26 protein-coding genes are annotated in these 21,786 nt (G+C 34.1%); 19 read left to right on the forward strand and 7 right to left on the reverse strand.

Features of this window, described 5'->3' with window-relative positions; translation table 11 throughout:
• The first annotated feature begins 43 nt into the window (after positions 1 to 43).
• The 3 genes from AC22L0_RS06240 to AC22L0_RS06250 all read left to right on the forward strand — a co-directional run bounded on the left by AC22L0_RS06240 (position 44) and on the right by AC22L0_RS06250 (position 2,439).
• Positions 44 to 940 (forward strand): permease, encoded by an 897-nt coding sequence (locus AC22L0_RS06240; protein WP_000418716.1) that lies wholly within the window; start codon positions 44 to 46, stop codon positions 938 to 940.
• Positions 941 to 943: 3 nt separating this feature from the next.
• Positions 944 to 1,813, forward strand: a complete 870-nt coding sequence (locus AC22L0_RS06245; protein WP_084064636.1) for a TIGR03943 family putative permease subunit — start codon at positions 944 to 946, stop codon at positions 1,811 to 1,813.
• A gap of 119 nt (positions 1,814 to 1,932) precedes the next feature.
• Positions 1,933 to 2,439 (forward strand): acyl-CoA thioesterase, encoded by a 507-nt coding sequence (locus AC22L0_RS06250; RefSeq protein ID WP_000141164.1) that lies wholly within the window; start codon positions 1,933 to 1,935, stop codon positions 2,437 to 2,439.
• Positions 2,440 to 2,565: 126 nt separating this feature from the next.
• Here the strand turns inward: AC22L0_RS06250 and AC22L0_RS06255 are convergent, their stop codons facing one another.
• Positions 2,566 to 2,652, reverse strand: a complete 87-nt coding sequence (locus AC22L0_RS06255; protein WP_000505094.1) for a YjcZ family sporulation protein — start codon at positions 2,650 to 2,652, stop codon at positions 2,566 to 2,568.
• A gap of 160 nt (positions 2,653 to 2,812) precedes the next feature.
• Between AC22L0_RS06255 and cls the strand changes: the two genes are divergently transcribed.
• From cls to AC22L0_RS06275, 4 genes are all read left to right on the forward strand, one after another.
• Complete coding sequence (cls, locus tag AC22L0_RS06260) at positions 2,813 to 3,997, forward strand: cardiolipin synthase (protein ID WP_033689718.1); 1,185 nt, start codon at positions 2,813 to 2,815, stop codon at positions 3,995 to 3,997.
• A 31-nt stretch (positions 3,998 to 4,028) separates the two neighbouring features.
• Positions 4,029 to 4,487, forward strand: coding sequence for a spore coat protein (locus tag AC22L0_RS06265; protein ID WP_000340535.1), 459 nt, complete (start codon positions 4,029 to 4,031; stop codon positions 4,485 to 4,487).
• Between the two features lie 225 nt (positions 4,488 to 4,712).
• Entirely contained in the window at positions 4,713 to 4,892 is a 180-nt protein-coding gene (locus AC22L0_RS06270; RefSeq protein WP_001045960.1) for a hypothetical protein, read from the forward strand.
• 101 nt (positions 4,893 to 4,993) lie between these two features.
• Positions 4,994 to 5,617, forward strand: a complete 624-nt coding sequence (locus AC22L0_RS06275) for an NAD(P)-dependent oxidoreductase (RefSeq protein ID WP_058840114.1) — start codon at positions 4,994 to 4,996, stop codon at positions 5,615 to 5,617.
• Between the two features lie 24 nt (positions 5,618 to 5,641).
• Here AC22L0_RS06275 and AC22L0_RS06280 read toward each other — a convergent pair whose 3' ends face one another.
• The 3 genes from AC22L0_RS06280 to AC22L0_RS06290 all read right to left on the reverse strand — a co-directional run bounded on the left by AC22L0_RS06280 (position 5,642) and on the right by AC22L0_RS06290 (position 8,511).
• Positions 5,642 to 6,124 (reverse strand): DUF456 domain-containing protein, encoded by a 483-nt coding sequence (locus AC22L0_RS06280; RefSeq protein WP_087967989.1) that lies wholly within the window; start codon positions 6,122 to 6,124, stop codon positions 5,642 to 5,644.
• 1 nt (position 6,125) lies between these two features.
• On the reverse strand, positions 6,126 to 7,433 hold the full coding sequence (locus tag AC22L0_RS06285; RefSeq protein ID WP_000353738.1) for a hemolysin family protein: 1,308 nt from the start codon (positions 7,431 to 7,433) through the stop codon (positions 6,126 to 6,128).
• 208 nt (positions 7,434 to 7,641) lie between these two features.
• On the reverse strand, positions 7,642 to 8,511 hold the full coding sequence (locus AC22L0_RS06290) for a hypothetical protein (RefSeq protein ID WP_000055260.1): 870 nt from the start codon (positions 8,509 to 8,511) through the stop codon (positions 7,642 to 7,644).
• 256 nt (positions 8,512 to 8,767) lie between these two features.
• Between AC22L0_RS06290 and cbpA the strand changes: the two genes are divergently transcribed.
• The 4 genes from cbpA to AC22L0_RS06310 all read left to right on the forward strand — a co-directional run bounded on the left by cbpA (position 8,768) and on the right by AC22L0_RS06310 (position 12,150).
• Positions 8,768 to 9,415, forward strand: coding sequence for a cyclic di-AMP binding protein CbpA (gene cbpA / locus AC22L0_RS06295; protein WP_001220526.1), 648 nt, complete (start codon positions 8,768 to 8,770; stop codon positions 9,413 to 9,415).
• A gap of 454 nt (positions 9,416 to 9,869) precedes the next feature.
• Positions 9,870 to 11,207, forward strand: a complete 1,338-nt coding sequence (brnQ4, locus tag AC22L0_RS06300) for a branched-chain amino acid transport system II carrier protein BrnQ4 (RefSeq protein WP_011110049.1) — start codon at positions 9,870 to 9,872, stop codon at positions 11,205 to 11,207.
• A 66-nt stretch (positions 11,208 to 11,273) separates the two neighbouring features.
• On the forward strand, positions 11,274 to 11,603 hold the full coding sequence (gene csaA / locus AC22L0_RS06305) for a chaperone CsaA (RefSeq protein ID WP_001263024.1): 330 nt from the start codon (positions 11,274 to 11,276) through the stop codon (positions 11,601 to 11,603).
• Positions 11,584 to 12,150, forward strand: a complete 567-nt coding sequence (locus AC22L0_RS06310) for a DUF1572 domain-containing protein (protein ID WP_000435829.1) — start codon at positions 11,584 to 11,586, stop codon at positions 12,148 to 12,150. Before csaA ends, AC22L0_RS06310 begins: the two co-directional genes overlap by 20 nt.
• On the opposite strand, the gene AC22L0_RS06315 is transcribed toward AC22L0_RS06310, so the two are convergent.
• Together AC22L0_RS06315 and AC22L0_RS06320 are read right to left on the reverse strand one after the other, a co-directional pair.
• Positions 12,111 to 12,428, reverse strand: coding sequence for a hypothetical protein (locus AC22L0_RS06315; protein ID WP_002098535.1), 318 nt, complete (start codon positions 12,426 to 12,428; stop codon positions 12,111 to 12,113). The genes AC22L0_RS06310 and AC22L0_RS06315 overlap by 40 nt on opposite strands.
• Before the next feature lie 4 nt (positions 12,429 to 12,432).
• Complete coding sequence (locus tag AC22L0_RS06320) at positions 12,433 to 12,729, reverse strand: hypothetical protein (RefSeq protein WP_044584383.1); 297 nt, start codon at positions 12,727 to 12,729, stop codon at positions 12,433 to 12,435.
• 88 nt (positions 12,730 to 12,817) lie between these two features.
• Here AC22L0_RS06320 and spoIIP (AC22L0_RS06325) point away from each other — a divergent pair, with 88 nt between their 5' ends.
• From spoIIP (AC22L0_RS06325) to AC22L0_RS06345, 5 genes are all read left to right on the forward strand, one after another.
• Complete coding sequence (gene spoIIP / locus AC22L0_RS06325; RefSeq protein WP_001079280.1) at positions 12,818 to 13,972, forward strand: stage II sporulation protein P; 1,155 nt, start codon at positions 12,818 to 12,820, stop codon at positions 13,970 to 13,972.
• A 255-nt stretch (positions 13,973 to 14,227) separates the two neighbouring features.
• A complete protein-coding gene (locus tag AC22L0_RS06330) occupies positions 14,228 to 14,725 on the forward strand; it encodes a GNAT family N-acetyltransferase (RefSeq protein ID WP_000617573.1) in 498 nt (165 codons plus the stop codon).
• 11 nt (positions 14,726 to 14,736) lie between these two features.
• The gene (locus AC22L0_RS06335; protein WP_000747647.1) at positions 14,737 to 15,477 is read left to right on the forward strand and encodes a M15 family metallopeptidase; all 741 of its coding nucleotides are present in this window, start codon (positions 14,737 to 14,739) and stop codon (positions 15,475 to 15,477) included.
• A gap of 23 nt (positions 15,478 to 15,500) precedes the next feature.
• Positions 15,501 to 15,947, forward strand: coding sequence for an NUDIX hydrolase (locus AC22L0_RS06340; protein ID WP_000178285.1), 447 nt, complete (start codon positions 15,501 to 15,503; stop codon positions 15,945 to 15,947).
• Between the two features lie 182 nt (positions 15,948 to 16,129).
• Positions 16,130 to 17,569, forward strand: a complete 1,440-nt coding sequence (locus AC22L0_RS06345; protein WP_087967984.1) for an amidase family protein — start codon at positions 16,130 to 16,132, stop codon at positions 17,567 to 17,569.
• A gap of 85 nt (positions 17,570 to 17,654) precedes the next feature.
• Here AC22L0_RS06345 and AC22L0_RS06350 read toward each other — a convergent pair whose 3' ends face one another.
• Positions 17,655 to 18,872 carry an MFS transporter gene (locus tag AC22L0_RS06350; RefSeq protein WP_001245226.1) on the reverse strand — a complete coding sequence of 406 codons (1,218 nt, stop codon included), beginning with the start codon at positions 18,870 to 18,872 and terminating at the stop codon, positions 17,655 to 17,657.
• A gap of 274 nt (positions 18,873 to 19,146) precedes the next feature.
• Between AC22L0_RS06350 and AC22L0_RS06355 the strand changes: the two genes are divergently transcribed.
• From AC22L0_RS06355 to spoIIP (AC22L0_RS06365), 3 genes are read left to right on the forward strand one after another with little or no spacing between them, the layout of a single operon-like run.
• Positions 19,147 to 19,575: an NfeD family protein gene (locus AC22L0_RS06355; protein WP_087967982.1), complete on the forward strand. Its 429-nt coding sequence runs from the start codon at positions 19,147 to 19,149 to the stop codon at positions 19,573 to 19,575.
• 2 nt (positions 19,576 to 19,577) lie between these two features.
• Positions 19,578 to 20,546 (forward strand): SPFH domain-containing protein, encoded by a 969-nt coding sequence (locus AC22L0_RS06360; protein ID WP_000226252.1) that lies wholly within the window; start codon positions 19,578 to 19,580, stop codon positions 20,544 to 20,546.
• Between the two features lie 20 nt (positions 20,547 to 20,566).
• A complete protein-coding gene (spoIIP, locus tag AC22L0_RS06365; protein WP_340637547.1) occupies positions 20,567 to 21,772 on the forward strand; it encodes a stage II sporulation protein P in 1,206 nt (401 codons plus the stop codon).
• Positions 21,773 to 21,786 lie beyond the last annotated feature (14 nt).

Here is a 21,786-nt window from a genome sequence, read left to right on the forward strand (position 1 = left end):
TTAAAATTACATATTGTTAATGAAAAGTTGGAGGAAATACATCATGGAATTGTTTCAATTACCGAAAGCATTCCTGCAAATGAATACAATTTTTATCTCCATATTGATCGAAGCACTTCCGTTTGTGCTAATTGGTGTATTTATTTCAGGATTCATTCAAATGTTTGTGACAGAAGATATGGTGGCAAAATGGATGCCGAAGAACCGATTTCTGTCTGTTTTATTAGCTACTTTTTTAGGCATGTTGTTTCCAGGTTGTGAATGTGGAATTGTTCCGATTGTAAGACGATTAATTGGAAAAGGCGTTCCACCATACGCAGGGATTGCATTTATGTTAACTGGACCTATTATTAATCCAGTTGTATTATTTGCTACTTATGTTGCCTTTGGGAGTAGTATGCACATGGTATGGTATCGTTCTATTGTAGCGATTATCGTAGCCATTATCGTTGGAATTATATTATCCTTTATGTTTAAAGAACATCAATTAAGAGATGATCACTTCCCAGAAGTGAATAATAAGCGTCCACTGCGTAAAAAAATGTGGGATGTATGTACACACGCTGTTGAGGAATTCTTCTCAATGGGAAAATATTTAGTACTAGGTGCGTTAATTGCAGCAGCAGTACAAACGTTTGTACAAACTTCAACACTTCTTGCTATTGGACAAGGTCCGTTTTCTTCATCAGCTGTTATGATGGGACTTGCTTATATATTATCACTTTGTTCAGAGGCAGATGCATTTATCGCTTCTTCGTTCCAAAGTACGTTTTCAACAGCTTCACTTGTCGCGTTCCTCGTTTACGGACCGATGGTGGATATTAAAAATATGTTTATGATGCTTGCGACATTTAAAACGAAATTTGTAATTGTTGTTATAGTTACAGTTACTCTTGTTGTTTATGCAAGCTCACTACTCATTTATGCGATGGGGTGGTAGGTTATGTTTCGAGCATATATATTATTAGGTTTTACAATATTAATTGCGCAACTGCATATTTCCGGTAACATTACGAAGTATATCAATATGAAGTATGCCTATTTATCAACAACAGCAGCAATTATTTTAGGTTTCTTAACGATTATACAAATTATCGTCGTTTTCCAAAAAGAACACCAAAAGGAAAAAGAGAAAAATGATTGTAGTTGTGACCATGGTCATTGCGGACATGATCATTCAAAAGATGAGAATACATGGTGGAAAAAAGCATTTTCGTACTCATTGTTTTGTTTTCCAATTATCTCAGGGTTATTTTTCCCAATTGCGACGCTAGATTCGGATATTGTTAAAGCGAAAGGGTTTCACTTTCCTGTTGCACAAGCAGAAAGTAAGGATCCATTTATGACAAGACAATTTCTAAGACCTGATACGAGTATTTATTACGGGAAAGAAGGATACCGCGGTGTAATGGAAAAAGGGAAGAAAGAGTTTGTTACGAAAGATAATATTAATTTGAAAGATGAAGACTTCCTAAAGGGTATGGAAACAATTTATAATTATCCTGGCGAGTTTACTGGAAAAAAATTATCTTTTAAAGGGTTTGTTTTTAGAGATGATTCTTCTAAAAAAGAACAATACTTCTTATTCCGTTTCGGTATTATACATTGCGTAGCAGATTCTGGTGTGTATGGTATGTTAGTGAAAAAACCAGAAGGCGTAGAGTGGAATAATGATGACTGGATTCAAGTAGAAGGAGAGATAACTACTGAGTTTTATCAGCCGTTTCATGCGAATATTCCTGTATTAGAAGTAACAAAATGGAATAAAGTTGAACAGCCGAAAGAACAATATGTATTTAGAGGAGCCGATTGATAAAATCGGTTCTTTTTTGTGGACTAAAAGTTCTGAATGTTGTTAATATTAAACGTGTAGTTCATTTAGTATAGTGATTATTGAAATATTAGGGATAGATCATTAAAGGGGTGATAACAATGACAGAAGTAAAGGGGAAAACAGCCAATGAGTCAAGGGTGTTCAAAACGAGCCGAGTCTTCCCAACAGATTTAAATGATCATAACACGCTATTTGGTGGGAAGATATTAGCGGAGATGGATATGGTTGCTTCCATTTCAGCATCCAGACATTCAAGAAAGGAATGTGTCACAGCATCTATGGACTGGGTCGATTTCTTACATCCTGTTCGTTCTTCAGATTGTGTTAGTTATGAATCTTTCGTAATTTGGACGGGAAGAACTTCGATGGAAGTGTTTGTGAAGGTAGTGGCTGAAGATTTAATTTCAGGTGAGAAGCGTATAGCGGCAACGTCATTCGTTACTTTTGTGGCACTTAGTAAGGAAAATAATCCAGTTCCAGTACCGCGTGTTATCCCTGAAACCGAAGAAGAGAAAGAATTACATCGTATTGCTGTGTTACGTGCAGAACAGCGTCATATACGTAAGGCAGAGAGTAAGAAAGTAGCCACATTGTTAACCTTTTGAGATGAATATTTAGCCATTTAAGTTACTATAGCAGTCGGAAATGGTTTTAAAATGAAAAGCGGACACCTAAAAATAGGTGTCCGCTTTTATAGTTTTTTCATCCACATATCATATGACAGTAGCTACTTAGCAGAAGCAAGCAGCACCGACGATGATTAAGAGGATAAATAATACGACTAATAGCGCAAATCCATTACCATGTGCGAAGCCCATTGTTATTTCCTCCTTTTATTTTAAGATACAACATACAATATGCAAATGAGCTATTGTTTGATATGGACATATATCATGCAATGACATATTTTCTTGAATGATAATGTAATAAAAAAGGGAAGATATAGAAATAACAGTAAGTGGAGAAAGGAATTTATCCATGAAGCACTTTTTCGCTATAATTCTTTGTTTAATAGGTGTATTCATTTGGATGAACATCGATGTGGAAATGGGGAAGGAAATGGCTAGTGAATATGAATTAGGACAAGTTCGATTAGGTGAATTTCAACTATATACGAACGGTGAAGAGTTATATAGAAAATTATTTGATGATATAAACGATGCAGAAAAGTATATATATATCCATTTTTATATTGTAGGAAAAGACGAAATAAGCCAAGAGTTTTTACAGTTATTAGAGAAAAAAGCATCTAGCGGAGTAGAAGTGAAATTGTCAGTCGATCGGGTAGGCGGATATAAGCTGAAGAAAAAGGTAATTAGCCGATTAAAAGAAAACGGTGTGAAGTTTACATTTAGTAAAAAACCGAAACTGAAAAATATGTTCTATTCTTTGCATCAACGAAATCATAGACGTATTGTTACGATAGATGGAAAGGTATCATACGTCGGTGGCTTTAATATCGGAAAGGAGTACCTTGGACAAGATCCAAAGTTTGGGCCATGGCGTGATTATCACGTGCGTATCCATGGTGAGGGTGCAGTGGATATGGAAAGAAAGTTCGCCGAAGATTGGAAAGAAGATACAGGAGAAAAAATGCCTATACATGAAAGTATACCTACATTAGGGAATGTGAAATATCAATATTTATTTTCAAATGGAAAAGGCTTATGGGAAAAATATGGAGCACTATTAAAGCAGGCTAAAAAGTCTTTAATTATCGCTACACCATATTTTGTACCAAGTAAAGAAATGGTGAAAGAGTTAAAAGCTGCATTAAATCGTGGTGTTAATGTGAAAATTCTCGTGCCATTTAAAAGTGATGCCATATTGTTAAAACAAGCTGCCTATCCATATTTGAAAGATATGTTACATGCTGGAGCGGAGATTTATCAATATCGAAATGGATTTTTTCATGGGAAAGTAACAATTATTGATGGAGAAATTGTTGATATTGGGACAGCGAATTTTGATAATAGAAGTTTTTATTTAAATTGTGAGTCTAACTGTATCATATATGATAAAACCGTTGTTGATGAAGTATGGAGTCGATTACAGGTAGACTTTCATAAATCAAAACGATTTTCTGAAGAAGATTTTGAGAAAATTAGTAGATGGGATTGGTTTTTAGCAAGAATAGCGAATGTTTTAGCATCATATTTATAGTATATGGACAAAAGAGAAGGGAGGCGCTTTAATGGACTGTATGAAAGAATTAATGAGATATAGTTATATACTAATATACAAGGTTGGAGAGTATGCTGGAAAGGTCAGAGACGAAGAATTAAAAAATCTATTACAGCACCATTTACCATATATGTTACAAGCATATAATGAACAAGTAAATTTTCAAGAAGGAGAGAATGTGCAACATATAACCTGTGAAACAACGGAGTTTGATTTGCATGAAATGGAAAAGGAAACAGTTAGTAAATATACAGGGGATATTCATATTGCAACCAGTTATATTGCGCACTTGAAACGATTAGCTTTAAAGTTTGCTCAAGTTGCAGTGGAAGTTGCTAATCCAGAGTTTCGCTCATTTTTGGAAAATTGTTTCCTGAAAATGAACCGTTACGCTTATAGTGTGTGGCAATATGTTATGAAGAAGGAATATAAGATTACACATCTATATGAAAATGAAAAGTTTGCATGAGAAACTAAGGCGAAATGGTATGCGCCTTAGTTTTTTTACGTCCATTGAGAGAAAAAACTAGTTTTATTGTGTATCGATTGGAAATGAAATATATAAATTAAAATTAGGATTTGTTATCAGAAGATTTACAAAAATTTACCGTATATTTACTGTTTTTCAATCTCTCCTTTAAAAATAGAGAGTAATATGAGGTTGTACATATTCTATCACAAGGAGGAAACGCAAATGAATAAATGGGTTAAATCATTAACTGCTATGGCACTTGCAAGTTCTTTATTAATGGTAGGTTGTAGTAAAGGTGAGGACAAGAAGAAAGAAGACGACACAACAACACAACAAGAGGATAAAAAGGATAAAGAAACAAGCGGAACCGAGAAGTCTACTGATTCTAAAGAAAAGAAATAAAGTAATAATAAAGCTTCCTCTCATATATGAGGAAGCTTTTTTGTTGTAAATTGACTGAGATTATTGAAAAATAGAAAGAGAATGAAAGAGGGGGAAAACAAATGAAAGTATGTATATTGGGAGCAACAGGACGAGTAGGTTCAAACATAATTAATTTAGCATTAAAGGATTCAGCTGAAGTGACTGCATTAGCGCGTGATTTAAATAGAATAGAAATACAACATGAAAGGCTACGAGTGATAGAAGGTAATGTATTGAACGAAAATGATATAAAGAAAGTGATAGAAGGAAGCGATATAGTAATTAGTGCACTTGGAACGGATCAAAATGGAACATTAGGGAAGAGTATGCCACAAATCATTAAGCAAATGGAAGAAGAAGGGGTTCGTAGAATCATAACAATAGGAACAGCTGGTATTTTACAAGCAAGAACGGATCTAAATTTATATCGTTTTCAATCAACGGAATCAAAAAGGAAAACGACAACGGCAGCGGAAGATCATTTGGCTGCATATAAAGTACTAAGTAATAGTAATAATTTATGTTGGACAGTTGTTTGTCCGACACATTTAATAGATGGTGAGGCGACAGAGGTATATCGAACTGAAAAAGATATATTGCCAGAGGGTGGATCAAAAATTACAGTGGGTGATACAGCACACTTTGCATGGGATCTATGTAAGAAAAACATATATGAAAATAGTCGAGTAGGTATTGCATATTAAAAAACCATCCCGAAGTCGGGATGGTTAAAAGATGATATAACACAAGAAGATGATAATCATAATGATTTGGAGAATTGCTTTCGCTACTGTACTGCTTAAAAAACCAACTACAGTAGCGACTCCAACTAGAAAGGCATCTTTTGGCGCTTTTTTATGCACTAGTTCTGTTATAAATACTGATAAGAACGGTATGATAATAAGTCCGAATGGTGGGAAGAAGAACGATCCGGCAATGATAGAAATCATTCCGACACGTTCGCCCCATTTAGAACTACCGTATTTTTTTAAGAAATATCCATTTGCAAAAAAATCAGCAACGAAAATGAAAAGAGTAAAAATGACTTGAATAATCCAAAAAGAAGTTGTTAATTCGCCTCCATTTATACCGAAATGGTAAATCAAATATCCAGCCCAGACAGCTAGTATGCCAGGGATAATTGGATAAATAAAGGCGAGAAATGAAACAACGAAACAGGCAATGATACAAATTGTTAATAAAACAGTCACTTTATAGCTCCTTTTTAATATCTAGTTTATGTACAGCAACTTTTTTGACTTGATGGCCATCAAGTTCTAATACTTTAAATTGAAAACCAGCATATTCAATGGAATAGCCAGCTTCAATATTTAAGTCAACTGCTTGAGAAAGAAGCCATCCTCCGATTGTATCTAAATCACTATCATCAATATGTAGGCCAAACATATCATTTACTTCAGAAATAAGCACCTTTCCATCTAAAACAGTAAGCTTAGGTGTACGCTTTTCAATCATAGGTGATTCATCCGCATCGAATTCATCTTGAATTTCTCCAATGATTTCTTCAAGAATATCTTCCATCGTTAAAAGTCCGGCAGTACCACCATATTCATCCATAACGATTGCCATCTGAACGCGATTTTTTTGAAGATGGACTAACGTTTTACGAATTGGAACTGTTTCAAATACAGTTAGAACAGGATGTATATAAGATTCAAGTGGCTTATAAATACCTTTCGTTTGATCATGGAATACTTCTTTCGTATTGATCATCCCAATGATATCATCTTTATCTTTTTCGATAATTGGATAGCGTGTATATTTTTCAGTAGCGACGATATCCATATTTTCTTCTAACGTATTTTCAGTAGATAAGCAAATCATTTCGGTACGAGGAACCATAATTTCTTTTGCAACTCGATCATCAAATTCAAAAATGTTATTTACATATTTATATTCGGTTTGGTTTATTTCACCGCTTTTAAAACTTTCACCTAAAATGAGTCGCAATTCCTCTTCAGAATGAGCAAGTTCACTTTCTTTCGCAGGTTCTAATCCGAGTAATTTTGTGAAAAATATAGCTGTACTATTGAGTAGCCAAATGAATGGGTACATAATTTTATCAAATAAAATAAGCGGTCTTGCAAATTTGAGTGTGATTGCTTCTGCTTTTTGAATTGCGAAAGACTTTGGAACTAATTCACCTAATACAACGTGGAAAAATGTAATAACACTAAAAGCAATAACAAAAGATAAAGTGTTAGCCATTGTTCCAGTAATATTAATTTTTTCAAAGAGCGGTCGTAGTATATGTTCCACAGTCGGTTCACCAAGCCAACCAAGCCCTAAAGAAGTGATTGTAATTCCGAGCTGACAAGCTGATAAATAAACATCTAAATTAGATAGGACGCTTCTTGCAGCTAAAGCTTGTTTATTACCTTCATTTGCAAGTTGGTCAATTCGACTTTTTCGTACTTTTACAACAGCGAATTCTGATGCAACGAAAAAGCCAGAAATAAGAATAAGTACAAAGATGAGAAAAATATTTAATATGTCCAAGCGTGTTCTCCATTCCAAGGTTTGGAATAAAGATGTCACCTCCTGCAATTATGTTATACTTTTATAATAAATCCAAATGAAAAGAATAGTCAAAGGAAAAGGGTAAATATTGGTATGTTTCTGTAATAGTTTTTGAATTTGCTGTTATTTTGTCCGCTATACAAAAGGAATAACCCCCTACTTTTAGATTATAGAGGGTTATTTTAAATTAAGGTTTTGGAACACTTCTCGTTAAAGTGTATGACTGTTGCTTGGAGTAGTTTGTGGTCCATAGTGTTTGAAGGAAAGAAAGTATGCTATATGGGATATAGAGTAGTAATAAGCCGATTGTAACAATTATGGGTGAATTTCCGCCAAATTGAACGATAAATTGTAACAGTCCATTTGCATGAAAAACGCATTCCATAAAAACGAATGAAAGAATAATGGAACCTAAAATTGATTTATGATTCGAAGTAAGCGCCAAAAACAATGTATCCACAAGAAAAGAATCATGTTTTATTTCATATTCATTTGTGTTTTTTAAGAAAGGAATCCATTTTTTTACTGCTTGCATAACGATAATCATGGAAGTACTACATACGATGATAAATGATGAGTAGTAAGGAAGGTTTATAAATTGTGCGATGTATAGAAGTAGTAATAAGACTGAACATTGTAATACTACAGTGCAAAAAGAGTAAGGTATCCATTTCAATACAGTAGTAAACTTTTTAAACGAATTAGGTACTTTGAAAAATAAATGGCCGATACCCAAACTTATGAAAAATCCGATCGCAAGGGTAAAAGTAAAACGAACAATCGATATAAAATATATTTCCCATATGTAAGGGAATAATGGTGTTGAATGATTAGAAGTATGTATCATTTGGTTTGCTGAGAAAAAGATAGATTCATGCATCCAATCAACCTTTGGAATTGATATAGAAGAAAGCTGTGCGAAGTTTTGAAAAATGCTAATAAATCCATTTTGATAAGAATAATTGTGTGTAATAAAAAGAGCTGGAATAGGACTTATGGCAAAAATAACAATAATACCAATTATAAATTTACATATATGTGAGCGTAATAAGGACATATAACCACCTACTCTTAGAATATTCAGAAAATTCTTATTCTTATTTTAGCTTTTTTTGAAAGAAGTTACAATATATTTTTCATTCAGTAATTCAGAGAGAAGATTTGATAGCAAAAATATGCAAGTGAAGGATTCATGAATAAATTATGACAAGAAAATGAATAATTTTCAGAAAAATAAAATAAATTATTTATTTTTTTCTGAAAATATAATATAGTTATGGCACAGAAAGTATTTTAACATAAGGAGGCTTTTTATGAGGATTAAAGGGAATTACGTGCCGAAAAGGGAAGTTTTACTGTGCTCAAGTTCGATTACGATAGGGGAAGCGTTAGAGCATTTAAATAAAACGGGGTATCGTTGTGTACCAGTTTTAGATGAAAAAAAAGAGAAATTTTTAGGGAATATATATAAAGTAGATATTTTAGAATATAAAGGATCACTTGATGAGAGTGTAATACAATTATTAAACGATAAAGAAGGATTTGTGAGAGAAGATTCATCTTTCTTTAAAGTATTTTTTACAATAAAAAAATTGCCTTATTTATCAGTAGTTGATGAAAAAGGGGTTTTCCTTGGAATTTTAACGCATAAAAAAGTTTTTGAGTTATTAGAGGATGCATGGGGTGTTCACTCTAGTAAATACTCTGTCATGATTGGAACGCAAGACTATAATGGAGCAATCCAAAAGTTATCGACAGTTTTAAAGAAATACACTGGTATTCAAAGTTTGATGACTTTTGATAATGATGCCTTATTAGTTCGTAGAATTATGTTTACATTAGGAGAAGAGTTTAACGACGGTGAATTAGAGACATTATTGAAAGATTTAGAAGATCACGGATTTAGAGTTGTGTATGTGGAAGAGATGAAAAATCCACGTGAAGTTGAAACGATAGAGTAACATACAAAAGCCATCTAAATTATATTAGATGGCTTTTGTATGTTACGTGTATAAAGTTATTTGAAAATAACGATCGAATAATAGGTGAGATTATAACAATATTTGTGTAAGAGAATAAAAAATGTAGATAATTTCGATTTTCAAAAAAATCAATTTGAAAATATGTTTTTATTTTGCAACTAAATATGTTACTATATGTGTGATAAAAACAAAGAGGTCTGACATCTACACTCCACGTAATAACACTCTAATGATTTAAAAATTCAAAAAAATCAAAAATTAAAATAATAATTATATTAATGATTAGAGTAAAAATAAGGGGAATGGAGAAATTATGGAGAAAGACACTGCTTTGTAAGGGGCATATTTTATCATCTTGAGCAGAGAGGAGGATGCATAGCATATTGTAAAATATAGAGATAAACAATGAAAAAGTGCTATGCAAATGAAGAGCATGAAGGGACGTTTAAGGCCAGGTGATACGGTAGCAATTGGTTTAATGCTATTTGCATTATTTTTAGGAGCAGGAAATTTAATTTTTCCGCCAGTTTTAGGTCAACAAGCAGGAGAGAATGTTTGGATTGCTACAATAGGATTCCTTGTAACGGGAGTCGGATTACCCCTACTAGCTGTAACAGCTGTCGCGTTTGTAGAGGGGGACTTGAAAGCGTTATCTTCTAGAGTCCACCCTATATTTGCGTTTATTTTCCCATTGATTAGTTATTTAGCAATTGGACCATTTTTCGCGATTCCTCGTACTGGAGCTGTTTCGTTTGAAATGGGTATGAAGCCGTTTTTATCAGAGGCAATGGTTTCAGAGTGGTACATGCTATTTCTTTTCACGATAGTTTTCTTCGGAATAACGTGGTATTTATCATTAAATCCATCTAAATTAGTGGATTGGTTCGGAAAGTTTCTTACACCATTATTAGTATTAATTGTCGCTGTTATTGTCGGAAAGGCAATTATTGATCCAATTGGAGAGCCAGCTGCGCCGTTAGCTGCTTACAAAGAAAATGCTTTCTTTGGTGGATTTATTCAAGGATATTTAACGATGGATGCAATTAGCGCGCTCGTATTCGGAATTGTCGTTGTACAAGTTATTCGCTCTAAAGGGATAAAAGAGAGTAGTCAAATTGCAAAAATAACAGTAGTATCAGGTATTATTGCTGTACTTGGTTTAACGTTAATTTATTTATCACTTGCTTATCTTGGTTCAACAAGTACATCACTTGGTATCTCAGAAAACGGTGGTCTTATTTTAACGAATGTTGTAAATGAGCTATATGGGACGAGTGGTAAAATTTTATTAGGGCTTGTTATTATACTTGCTTGTTTAACAACTTCTGTTGGGCTAACATCTGCGTGTGCGGGTTTCTTTACAAACTTATTCCCAAAACTTTCGCATAAAACGATTGTAACAATGGTATGTGTATTTAGTTTAATTGTATCTAACCTAGGTTTAACGCAATTAATCGCAGTAACATTACCTGTGTTAATGATCATTTATCCAGTTGCAATTGTATTAATTGTACTTTCGTATTTCCATAAGTGGATTGGGAAGCGTAATACAATTTATATTGGAGCTATTTTAGGTGCATTGTTAATTAGTTTCTTTAACGGTTTAGAAAGTGCGAAAATTAAAATTGACGCGATTTCTAATGTACTACAAATGTTACCGTTATATAACGAAGGAATCGGATGGTTAATTCCATCATGTATTGGCGGGATTCTCGGTTTCTTCTTCTATAAATCAAATGAATCAAGTGAATTACAAAAGAAAGGTGCTTAGGCACCTTTCTTTTTTTGAAGGGGATTTTTGTATTTTGTCTAAGTAATAAGTGGGGGGGAATGATAAATGGCTAATTTTGAAGATTTTTTAAATTTGGATTTGAGAATTGGAACTGTAATATATGCAGAGGAATTTAAAGAAGCGAGAGTACCAGCGATTAAACTAGCAATAGATTTTGGAGAAATCGGGATAAAGCAGTCAAGTGCTCAAATTACGAAAAGGTATAGTCCAGAAGATTTAATCGGTCAACAAATCGTTGCTGTTGTAAACTTTCCACCAAAGCGTGTAGCTGGATTCAAATCAGAAGTACTTGTGCTTGGTGGTGTTCCTGAAGCTGATGATGTTGTGTTACTTCAGCCTAATATGGAATTGCCAAATGGAACAAAAATTAGCTAGGGTGAAGGTAGGGGCTAATATGGATATCGGACGAGAATATTTGCAATGTGCGATTTCGAACTTTAAAGCAACAAAGAAACAAGGGGAACGGGCACTTTCTCAATTATCATATGAACAAATACAATGGTCTTCTCATGAAGAAACAAATAGTATAGCGATTATTATTAAGCATCTGCACGGTAATATGCGTTCTAGATGGACGGATTTTTTAACGTCTGATGGTGAAAAAACAGATCGTAATCGAGATGGTGAATTTGAAGGATGCTATCACTCAAAAGAAGAAACCCTTATAGCTTGGCAAGAAGGATGGAAATATGTTTTTAATACGATGAATACTTTAACGCCGGAACACTTATTGAAGACGGTATACATTCGCGGTGAAGCACATACTGTCATGCAAGCAATTGAAAGGCAAATTGCTCATTATGCATTGCATATTGGTCAGATTATTTACATTGGGAAGATGTTAAAAGAAAATGAGTGGGAATGTTTAAGTATTCCGAGAGGTCAGTCTACGCGTTCTGTAGAGAAAAAACGTTCAACATAATAATAAGAAAGAAACCGATAAAAAATGGGAAAAAAGAAAGTCAGCCAAATAATAGATGGTTCTGTAATCATAAGAATACTGCCAAAAATAAGTCCATATATAATAAGAAAGAAATTGAAAAGTGTATTCACAGGGAGAAATCGTGAGATAAACACTTGCTGTCGTTTAAAACAATCACTGTGAAATAAATAAAAGCGGAAGTACCATGTGGCTGTAATAAGGTCTTTCTTTCTCACAATTCTTTTTTTGCATGTATGACAGATAAATGGTGGTTGCATTTCATTACGCTCCATTTTTTATTTTCATAATAATGTGAGACAAAAGTAGGTACAAAGTGTATGTTCCTATATACGCTCCTGCAATAAGGAAAAATGGATTCAGTAAAATTCCATGAATGCTCGTCATGAAAACTAAATCTTGTATTAAAACATCGTATATATTAATGGAAATAATTATACCGAGTACATACAGTGCCAAGTACGCAGAAATATGTAGCACAATAGCGATTTTTGGTTGCTTAGCGGACAAATAAAAAATGAATGATAGAGTGATTGGTAATATTCCTATTAATAGCTTCAATTCATTTCACCTCATTAACAATATAGCCGAAATTTTAACGGTCTATTCTCTAGGGCTTGTACATAACTTGAAATAGAGAGGTGATAGTATGAATCGGGGCTTTTTTTTTATGAAGTTTACAAGTATGCGTAAGTTAGTTTTATTTGTTATTACTACAATGCTAGCGACTTTTTTTCTTATTAGTATGATGGTAACCTCTATGAAAGAGACAAAGTCAACGTATTTATATAATTGGTTAAATGAGTTATCGATGAATGGTTACATGTATGTACTTGGAAAAGAGAATCATTATTTTACACAGGAGTATCGAAATTTGAATCAAGATTTTTCAATTTCTTCTTTTCTCTTTTCTATGGCTACAAATATTCGCTTTAATGATGTACGCAGTTTCGTCGGGAAAGAGCTCCCGGGGTTTGGTAAGTACGATACAGAAATTGTTATTGCGGGTGAGGGTACAAATTATTCTAACTTACCGATAGAGTCGAGTGTTCCTCTTGAAGAAGTGGTGAAGGAACGGACTAGTGGAACTGGACAAGTACCTAAACAAGATACGAGTAAAGAGAAAAAACAGCCGTCCCAAACGACTGGGAAGAGACAAGTTGCGTTTATTTATCATACACATAGCTGGGAATCTTATTTACCTTTACTTAACTTAACGAATGACCCGAATCCGAATAAAGCAACGAGTTCTGTATCGAATATTTCTATATTAGGAGATCGTTTCCGTGAACAACTAGAAGGTGAAGGGATTGGAGCTACTAACGATAAGAGTGATGTTGGTCAAAAGTTAATAAGTAAAGGTTTAAACAGTAATAGTTCGTATAAAATGTCACGGGAAATTGTGCAGCAAGCTATGGCTGGAAATAAAGATCTTCAATACTTTTTTGATTTGCATCGTGATAGTGCCCGAAAGAATGTAACGACAAAAACAATTGGAGATAAATCATATGCAAAGCTTGCATTTGTAGTAGGGAAAGGAAATAAAAACTATGAAAAAAACTTACAATTAGCGACAGCTTTACATGAGGCGATTAATAAGAAATATCCAGGAGTGAGCCGTGGGGTCATTCAAAAAGGGTTCCAGACAGGAAATGGAATCTATAATCAAGACCTATCAGGACAAGCGATATTAATAGAAGTTGGCGGTGTAGATAATACAGAGGAAGAATTGAATCGATCAATTGATGCACTTGCTAAAGCATTTGGTGAATATTTTTGGCAGGCAGAAAAAGTGAATGGATAAAGTGAAACGTGAATTAGCCAGGACATCTATCGATAATTATTAGCTCACTTCAATCTTGAAAAAACGTAAGTGTAATGCTTGCGTTTTTTCTTTGTAATGGTGAGACGTCACAGAATAGACATAATTTGTCGTTGTTATAGTAATATCGAAATTTGTCAATTTATAGTAGGAGATTTACAAAGGAATTTTCGGGAAAGTAGAGAAAATCTTTTTATAAGGAAAACTTTTTATTATGAAACTGGTAGGGTGATTGAAGTGATTAGGGAAATCGAAATAGAAGATGCAGCATCATTTTTGCAATTAAGTAAGCAATTAGATGAAGAAACGAAGTTTATGCTATATGAACCAGGAGAAAGGAAAACTACAGCTGAGCAACAAGAAAAAATGATCCATCGATTTATGGAAAATGAATATGCAACAATATTTGTAGCAGTTGAAGATGAGAGGATAGTAGGTTTTATATTAGTGAATGGAAATAACATTCAAAGAAAGAGGCATGTGGCAAGCATTGTAATTGGTATTTTGCAAGAGTATAACGGGCGAGGTATTGGAACGAGATTGTTTAAAGAGGTTGAGAAGTGGGCAAAATTACATGATGTATGGCGTTTAGAATTAACAGTAATGGCCCACAATACAAGAGCTCAGGCACTATATAAAAAAGCTGGATTTGAGAAAGAAGGTGTCAAAAAAGCTGCTCTTATTATCGATGGAAAGGGCATCGATGAGTATGAAATGGCCAAATTATTAAAATAAGAGGTCGTTATATGAAAAAAAGATGGGCACTACTTGGTATTGTAGCTGCAATAATTATTATTGGAGTAGCAGGAATCAATTATAAAATGTATAAGGATAAGCAGGCGCGGGAAGTAAGTGTAAATAGCATATTTCCGAAAGCGAAAGAAACGATTGCTAATATGGATGGGGATATTGCGGTAATTAATAATCCGAATTCAATGCTTGTACTTGTAAATAAAAGTAGGCGTTTACCAGATGGGTATAGACCGCCAGATTTAGTTATTCCGAAAGTGCGCTACTCTAGTGAAGGTGATCAAGAAAAGAAAAAGATGAGAAAAGAGGCAGCGAGGGCGCTTGAGGATATGTTTCAGCAGGCTGACAACGAGCGTATTTTTCTTTTTGCAGTTTCTGGATTTAGATCTTTTGATCGACAAAAAGCATTAAATACGATGTATAAAAAACAAGACGGGGAAGCAAAAACAGCAATGTCTAGCGCGGTTCCTGGCACAAGTGAGCATCAAACTGGACTAGCTATGGATATTACGTCTCAATCTGCTAAATTTCAGTTAGAGACGGTTTTTGGGGAAACGAAAGAAGGTCAGTGGCTTTCTGAAAATGCCCATAAATTTGGTTTTGTTGTTCGATACACAAAAGCGAAAGAAACGATTACGGGCTATCGGTATGAACCATGGCACGTAAGGTATGTGGGAAATCCACAAGCTACATATTTGTATGATAATCAACTGACGCTTGAAGAAGTAACAGAGTAAATGATTGAGGGGAGAGACGTATAATGACGATGTTATATAAGAAAAAAGTACATGCATATATTACAAGAGAAAAAGAGGGGGTTATGCAATTACTTGTTTTTAAACATCGTGATATACATGAAGCTGGTATTCAAGTGCCAGGAGGAACGGTTGATGAAGGTGAAACGTTAGAAGCGGCTATATTGCGTGAAGTACAGGAAGAATCCGGATTGCGTCATTTATGCATAGAACGTTTTTTAGCAGATTACATCATACATATGAAAGAAAAACAGGAATATGAAAAACGCCACTTTTTTCATGTAACTTTACTAACAGATGTAAAGGATACTTGGGAACATATTGTAAGTGCTGGTGAGGAAGATAAAGGATTAGTATTTTGCTACGAATGGGTTGATATTGCAAAATGCCCTGAATTAGCTGGGAAACAAGGTGAGTTTTTACATTTGTTAGATGAAGTATACGCACAGTAATGTAAGAGTCTGAAGCGAAGGTTAATGCGTTTCAGACTTTTTTTATTTTTCGGGAAATTAAAGGTGTTTAAATAAGGAAAGTGAATTTCTTTAAAGGAATATTAATTTAGGATGTGTTGAGGTGAAAAAAATGAAAAAGTAAGGGGTATACGCTAAAAAAGTTCATATAAGGGAGAATATAAATGGAAATTCAGTTTAATCCAATCTTAAAAAAGGAATTAACAATTCAAGATATTCAAAATGAAATGGAATCAGGAAAGTTAACTTCAAAAGAGCTAGTGATGTATTATCTTTATAGAATCGCAAAGTATGATCAAAACGGACCGAAAATCAATTCAATTTTAGAAATCAATCCAGATGCAATTTTTATTGCAGAAGCGTTAGATTATGAAAGAAAGACAAAAGGTATAAGGGGTCCATTACATGGAATACCTGTTTTGCTTAAGGATAATATTGAAACGAATGACTCCATGCATACAAGTGCAGGTACAATAGCTCTAGAACAAAATATAAGCAGTGAAGATGCATTTCTTGTTACTAAACTGCGAGAAGCAGGGGCAGTGATAATTGGAAAAACGAATATGACAGAATTAGCAAATGCAATGTCTTTTGAAATGTGGGCTGGATATAGTGCAAGAGGTGGTCAAACAATCAATCCATACGGAACGGGCAAGGATCATATGTTTGTTGGCGGATCTAGTACAGGATCTGCGATAGCAGTTGCTGCTAACTTTACAGTAGTATCTGTTGGGACAGAAACCGATGCTTCTATTTTGAGCCCCGCTGTTCAAAATTCTGTAGTAGGTATTAAACCGACTGTCGGTTTAATTAGTCGTAGAGGAATTATTCCATTTACTTATTCGCAAGATACAGCTGGACCATTTGCTAGAACGGTAACAGATGCTGCTATTTTGCTAGGGAGTTTAACTGGAGTGGATGAGAAAGATGTAGTTACTCGAAAAAGTGAAAATAGGGCATATCGGGATTATACATCTTACCTTGATGCAAATGGTTTAAATGGAGCGAAGATTGGTGTGTTTAACGATGCACCAAAAGATTATTACGAAAATGGTGAGTATGATGAAATCTTGTTTAAGGAAACGATTCAAGTATTACGTAATGAAGGAGCGACAGTAGTAGAAAATATTGATATTCCTTCTTTTCATAGAGAATGGAACTGGGGAGTTCCGCTTTATGAGCTGAAGCATAGTTTAGATAACTATCTTTCTAAATTACCTTCTACTATCCCGGTACATTCTATTTCGGAGTTAATGGAGTTTAATAAAAACATAGCAGAAAGTGCTTTAAAATATGGACAAACTAAGTTAGAGGGAAGAAAAGATTTTCCTAATACGTTACGAAATCCAGAATATTTAAATGCGAGATTAGAAGATATATATTTTTCTCAAGAACAAGGCATTGATTTTGCATTGGAAAAATATAATCTTGATGCGATACTGTTTCCTTCCTATATAGGTTCTACTATATGTGCAAAAGCGGGTTATCCGTCTATAGCAATACCAGCAGGGTATATGGAAAGCGGGAGGCCTTTTGGAATTACCATTGCAAGCACTGCCTTTAGTGAAGGGATATTAATTAAATTAGCTTATGCTTTTGAATAAGCGACAAAGCATAGAAAAATCCCCAACTTATCATGAATAGAATAAACAAAGAGGACAGGAATCCCTGTCCTCTTTGTTTTAGTGATTAAATTGAAATATCGTTCTGCTCTGTCTTATGATATTTTAATAAACTAAAAGATAAACAAGCGGAACATAAAATAAGAATAGAAGCGATGATATAAATTGTACGAACACCGAACATATCAGTAATAATGCCAATGCTAAGCATAGATAGTCCAGAGGCTGTTGAAAGAAGTGCACCATGTGCTGTATACATTTTGGATAATAAAGCAGGGGCGACACTTGATTGTAAAACAGTCGTTTGGGAAATATCTCTAATTTGATAACATGGTCCCATTAGAACACATAGAAAAAGCGCAATAAATCCGCTGCTCGTCATACCATATAAAAATGTAAGAATGCTAAATATAAGAGAGCCAATCGACATAGATCGTATTAAATTGTTTTGAATATAGGAACTCATTTTCCATGCTAATAGACCACCGATTAACGTGCCAACATAATAACTTGTATTAATATATCCCCACCATTCTTCGCCCTTATGAAGGATAGTCGTAACGTATGCCATCGTAATAGCACCAATCCATATTGTCCCTGCGAAAGTTTCGATTAAGTCCATATATGTAACGGTACGGAGAGAAGGATTTTGAAATAGGAGTTTCCAACCTTCCAATAAAACAGTACTTTTGGAAGAGGGAGAATCTGCTATTCTTTCAGTATGTATGGAACGTAATGAAAAATGTAATGCAATGCATCCGAAAATCATTAAAATGTTATTAATCATGAGTGTAGAAGTAGCGCCAATGAGAAGAACGACAATACTCGTAAATGAATAAGCAACGGCTTGCACAATTTGTGTTGAAAAGGAAAAGATACTATTTACTTTTACTAATTTTTCTTTCGGTGTAAGGCGCGGGAGAATACCGTATAATAACGGAGCACTCCACCCACTACATAATGAAATGACAAAAATAAAAGTTAATAGAGCTATAATGTTTGTGGATAAGACCGGGAACAAAATCATTAATAATAGTAAAAAGACTGTTTTCAGCCATTGGAGCGTATATAACAGCGTATAAGATGGAAAACGATTTATTATAAGTGGTGCAGAGATGTTAGCAATTAGATTTGTGATAACTTGTAATAATGGAAAAAGAGCAGTAATAGTAGCTGATTTAGTTGCTATATAAATATGAGTTGTAATAATCATTACATATACGATGTCAGCGAGAGTAATGCATATTTTGGAACCTAAATAGTAGATTAGTGACAGGTTTCTCAATAAGATTATCACCTCTATAAAAAATAGTATTTAGTAATTAGAATAATTGTAATTTAAAAATTAAAATTTTTAAAGAATTTAATTTTTTGTCACTTTTTGAAAGGGATTTTAATGTATAATGAAGAATATATTGATATAGTATTATATTAATGATCATTGTAACAGTGAGTATGTACAATAGCTTGTAGCAAACGCCCAAGTGTAAGAAAGGGCGGATAAACCATTCTTTTCTTCATATACATATAGAAAATGAGAAAGAAAGTGAGGGTTGCATATGGCTGCTTGGGTAATTTGGTTTATAATAGCTGGTATTTTATTTATCGCAGAAATGTTGTCGATTACATTTTACATGCTTTGGCTTGGAATTGGAGCTGTTGTCGGAGGTCTTATTGCTTTGTTTGCTCCTGATGCACTACTGTTACAAGTTACTGTTGGTGCAATTGTAAGTTTAACTTTGACATTCTTTACGAAAAGAATTTCAAAAAACTTTCGAGAAGCAAAAGGTTTTACTGATACAGTAGATATGCTTGTTGGTAAAAAAGGGATTGTTATGCAAGCGATTACAAATGAAGCGAGTGGTATTGTGAAAGTGGATGGAGATACTTGGACAGCTATTGCAGATTCTTCAATTGATGCTGGAGAAAAAGTCGTTGTTATAAAGAGGCATAGTACTATATTACAAGTGAAAAAGGAGAGTGAATAAATATGGTAGCATTAACGTTAACGATTATATTCGCACTAATTGTAGTTACATTTATCGCATTAACAATTAAAATTATTCCTCAGCAAAAAGTTGGGGTTGTTGAAAGATTTGGTAAGTTTCAACGTATCATGCACCCAGGGTTAAATATTTTAATACCAATTGTAGATCGTGTTCGTGTATATCATGACTTACGTATTCAACAAACGAATGTACCACCGCAAAAGGTAATTACGAAAGATAATGTTCAAGTAGAAATTGATACTATTATTTTCTATCAAATTGTTGAACCAGAACTTGCGACATATGGTATTTCAAACTATGAATATGGTGTTCGTAATATTACTTCAGCAACGATGCGTCAAATTATCGGTAAAATGGAACTGGATGAAACGTTATCTGGTCGTGAAAAAATTTCAACAGAAATCCGCTTAGCGCTTGATGAAGCAACAGAAAAATGGGGCGTACGTATTGAACGTGTCGAAGTTGTTGATATTAACCCGCCAAAAGATGTGCAAGCATCAATGGAAAAACAAATGAAGGCTGAGCGTAATAAACGTGCGATTATTTTAGAAGCTGAAGCAGCAAAACAAGATAAAGTCCTTCGTGCTGAAGGGGAAAAGCAAAGTAAAATCTTGATGGCTGAAGGGGATAAAGAAGCGCGTATTCGCGAAGCTGAAGGTATAAAAGAAGCAAAAGAATTAGAAGCGCAAGGGGAAGCAAGGGCAATTGAAGAAATCGCAAAGGCAGAACAAAATCGTATTGAATTGCTTCGTGAAGCGAATTTGGATGAGCGTATACTTGCTTACAAATCATTTGAATCATTAGCTGAAGTTGCAAAAGGACCAGCAAATAAAGTCTTTATTCCGTCTAATGCAATTGAAACACTTGGTACTCTTGGGGCAATTGGAGAAATATTTAAAGAAAAACAAGCGAAGAAACTACCTTCAAATGATACAGGAAAAGAACAATAAAAGTGAGGAAGAGAAATGGGATACCATTTCTCTTTTTTTTTGCGTATATTCCGAAAAGCTTGTACATATCCATGTATAAAGAAGGTGATGCAGTGAAAAAGTATGCAACTCGAATACATGGGAAGAAACTGATTTCGTTACTCCTTTTATATGCGCTAATAGTAATTATGATAGCGTCGATTTTGACGTCATTTTTACATACAATGAAATCGAATTATGCAAATCAATGGTTTGGAAAAGTATCGATGCAAGGTTTTGTTCAAATGATAGAAAGTGAGAATCGCTATTACGGATTTGATTATTTTAAGAAGAATAAAAGAGAGTCAGTTGGGAATTTAATGTTCTCTATTGCGACAGATTTGAAAATTAAAGATTTAAGAACATTCGTCGGTAAAGAAGTACCTGGTATGTCAAAGTATTATTCTAATATTATCGTAGCTGGGGAAGGGACAAACTTGACGAATATCCCAAATGAATCTAGTGTACCGATTGAAGAAGTAACGAAAGAACGGGAAATAGCAAAAGATAAAGTTACAGAAGCGGAAAAGAATAATCCGGTTCAGAAAAAGAACGGAGCGAAAAAAGGTGAAAGTGCAGTATATATTTATCATACACATAGCTGGGAATCCTTCTTTCCATTATTACCAGGGGCAACTGATCCATCTAGCCCAGATGTAAATGTGTCTTTACTAGGGAAACGTATGAAAGAGCAACTTGAAGGACAAGGAATTCCGGTAGTTCATGATAAAACGAATATGGGTGATTTATTAGCGAGTAAAAAGTGGGTATGGTATCAGTCATATAAAGCGTCTCATGAATATGTAAAAGAAGCATTAGCACAAAATAATAAAATTGGGTTTCCGATTGATATACACCGTGACGATCAGCGTAAGAAAGTAACAACAAAAGTAATTAACGGAAAATCGTATGCAAGATTATATTTTATAATTGGGATGGAAAATGAAGGCCGTGCTGAAAATGAAAAAATTGCAAGAGCGATCAATAGTTATTTAGATGAAAACTATTACGGATTAAGTAGAGGGATTTTTCCAAAGTATAAAAAAGATGGAAATGGCGTTTATAACCAAGATTTATCGAAAAATGCGATGTTAATTGAAGTTGGTGGTGTTGATAATACGTTAGATGAATTATATAACACAATTGATGTGTTAACAGAAGCGTTTAGTAAATATTATTGGAATGATGCGGAAAAAGTGAATGGATGAGGGACGGGAGACCG

The organism is Bacillus sp. LQ01 (assembly GCF_057624735.1).

Excerpts from the sequence above, each read along its gene's own strand:
- AC22L0_RS06315 (WP_002098535.1), bottom strand. The coding sequence starts at position 12,428 with ATGCAACCACCATTTATCTGTCATACATGCAAAAAAAGAATTGTGAGA.
- AC22L0_RS06290 (WP_000055260.1), bottom strand. The coding sequence starts at position 8,511 with ATGTCCTTATTACGCTCACATATATGTAAATTTATAATTGGTATTATT.
- AC22L0_RS06360 (WP_000226252.1), top strand. The coding sequence starts at position 19,578 with ATGGTAGCATTAACGTTAACGATTATATTCGCACTAATTGTAGTTACA.
- AC22L0_RS06345 (WP_087967984.1), top strand. The coding sequence starts at position 16,130 with ATGGAAATTCAGTTTAATCCAATCTTAAAAAAGGAATTAACAATTCAA.
- brnQ4 (WP_011110049.1), top strand. The coding sequence starts at position 9,870 with ATGAAGGGACGTTTAAGGCCAGGTGATACGGTAGCAATTGGTTTAATG.
- AC22L0_RS06270 (WP_001045960.1), top strand. The coding sequence starts at position 4,713 with ATGAATAAATGGGTTAAATCATTAACTGCTATGGCACTTGCAAGTTCT.
- csaA (WP_001263024.1), top strand. The coding sequence starts at position 11,274 with ATGGCTAATTTTGAAGATTTTTTAAATTTGGATTTGAGAATTGGAACT.
- AC22L0_RS06335 (WP_000747647.1), top strand. The coding sequence starts at position 14,737 with ATGAAAAAAAGATGGGCACTACTTGGTATTGTAGCTGCAATAATTATT.
- cls (WP_033689718.1), top strand. The coding sequence starts at position 2,813 with ATGAAGCACTTTTTCGCTATAATTCTTTGTTTAATAGGTGTATTCATT.
- AC22L0_RS06245 (WP_084064636.1), top strand. The coding sequence starts at position 944 with ATGTTTCGAGCATATATATTATTAGGTTTTACAATATTAATTGCGCAA.
- AC22L0_RS06340 (WP_000178285.1), top strand. The coding sequence starts at position 15,501 with ATGACGATGTTATATAAGAAAAAAGTACATGCATATATTACAAGAGAA.
- AC22L0_RS06355 (WP_087967982.1), top strand. The coding sequence starts at position 19,147 with ATGGCTGCTTGGGTAATTTGGTTTATAATAGCTGGTATTTTATTTATC.
- AC22L0_RS06275 (WP_058840114.1), top strand. The coding sequence starts at position 4,994 with ATGAAAGTATGTATATTGGGAGCAACAGGACGAGTAGGTTCAAACATA.
- AC22L0_RS06250 (WP_000141164.1), top strand. The coding sequence starts at position 1,933 with ATGACAGAAGTAAAGGGGAAAACAGCCAATGAGTCAAGGGTGTTCAAA.
- AC22L0_RS06265 (WP_000340535.1), top strand. The coding sequence starts at position 4,029 with ATGGACTGTATGAAAGAATTAATGAGATATAGTTATATACTAATATAC.
- AC22L0_RS06240 (WP_000418716.1), top strand. The coding sequence starts at position 44 with ATGGAATTGTTTCAATTACCGAAAGCATTCCTGCAAATGAATACAATT.
- cbpA (WP_001220526.1), top strand. The coding sequence starts at position 8,768 with ATGAGGATTAAAGGGAATTACGTGCCGAAAAGGGAAGTTTTACTGTGC.
- AC22L0_RS06255 (WP_000505094.1), bottom strand. The coding sequence starts at position 2,652 with ATGGGCTTCGCACATGGTAATGGATTTGCGCTATTAGTCGTATTATTT.
- spoIIP (WP_001079280.1), top strand. The coding sequence starts at position 12,818 with ATGAATCGGGGCTTTTTTTTTATGAAGTTTACAAGTATGCGTAAGTTA.
- AC22L0_RS06310 (WP_000435829.1), top strand. The coding sequence starts at position 11,584 with ATGGAACAAAAATTAGCTAGGGTGAAGGTAGGGGCTAATATGGATATC.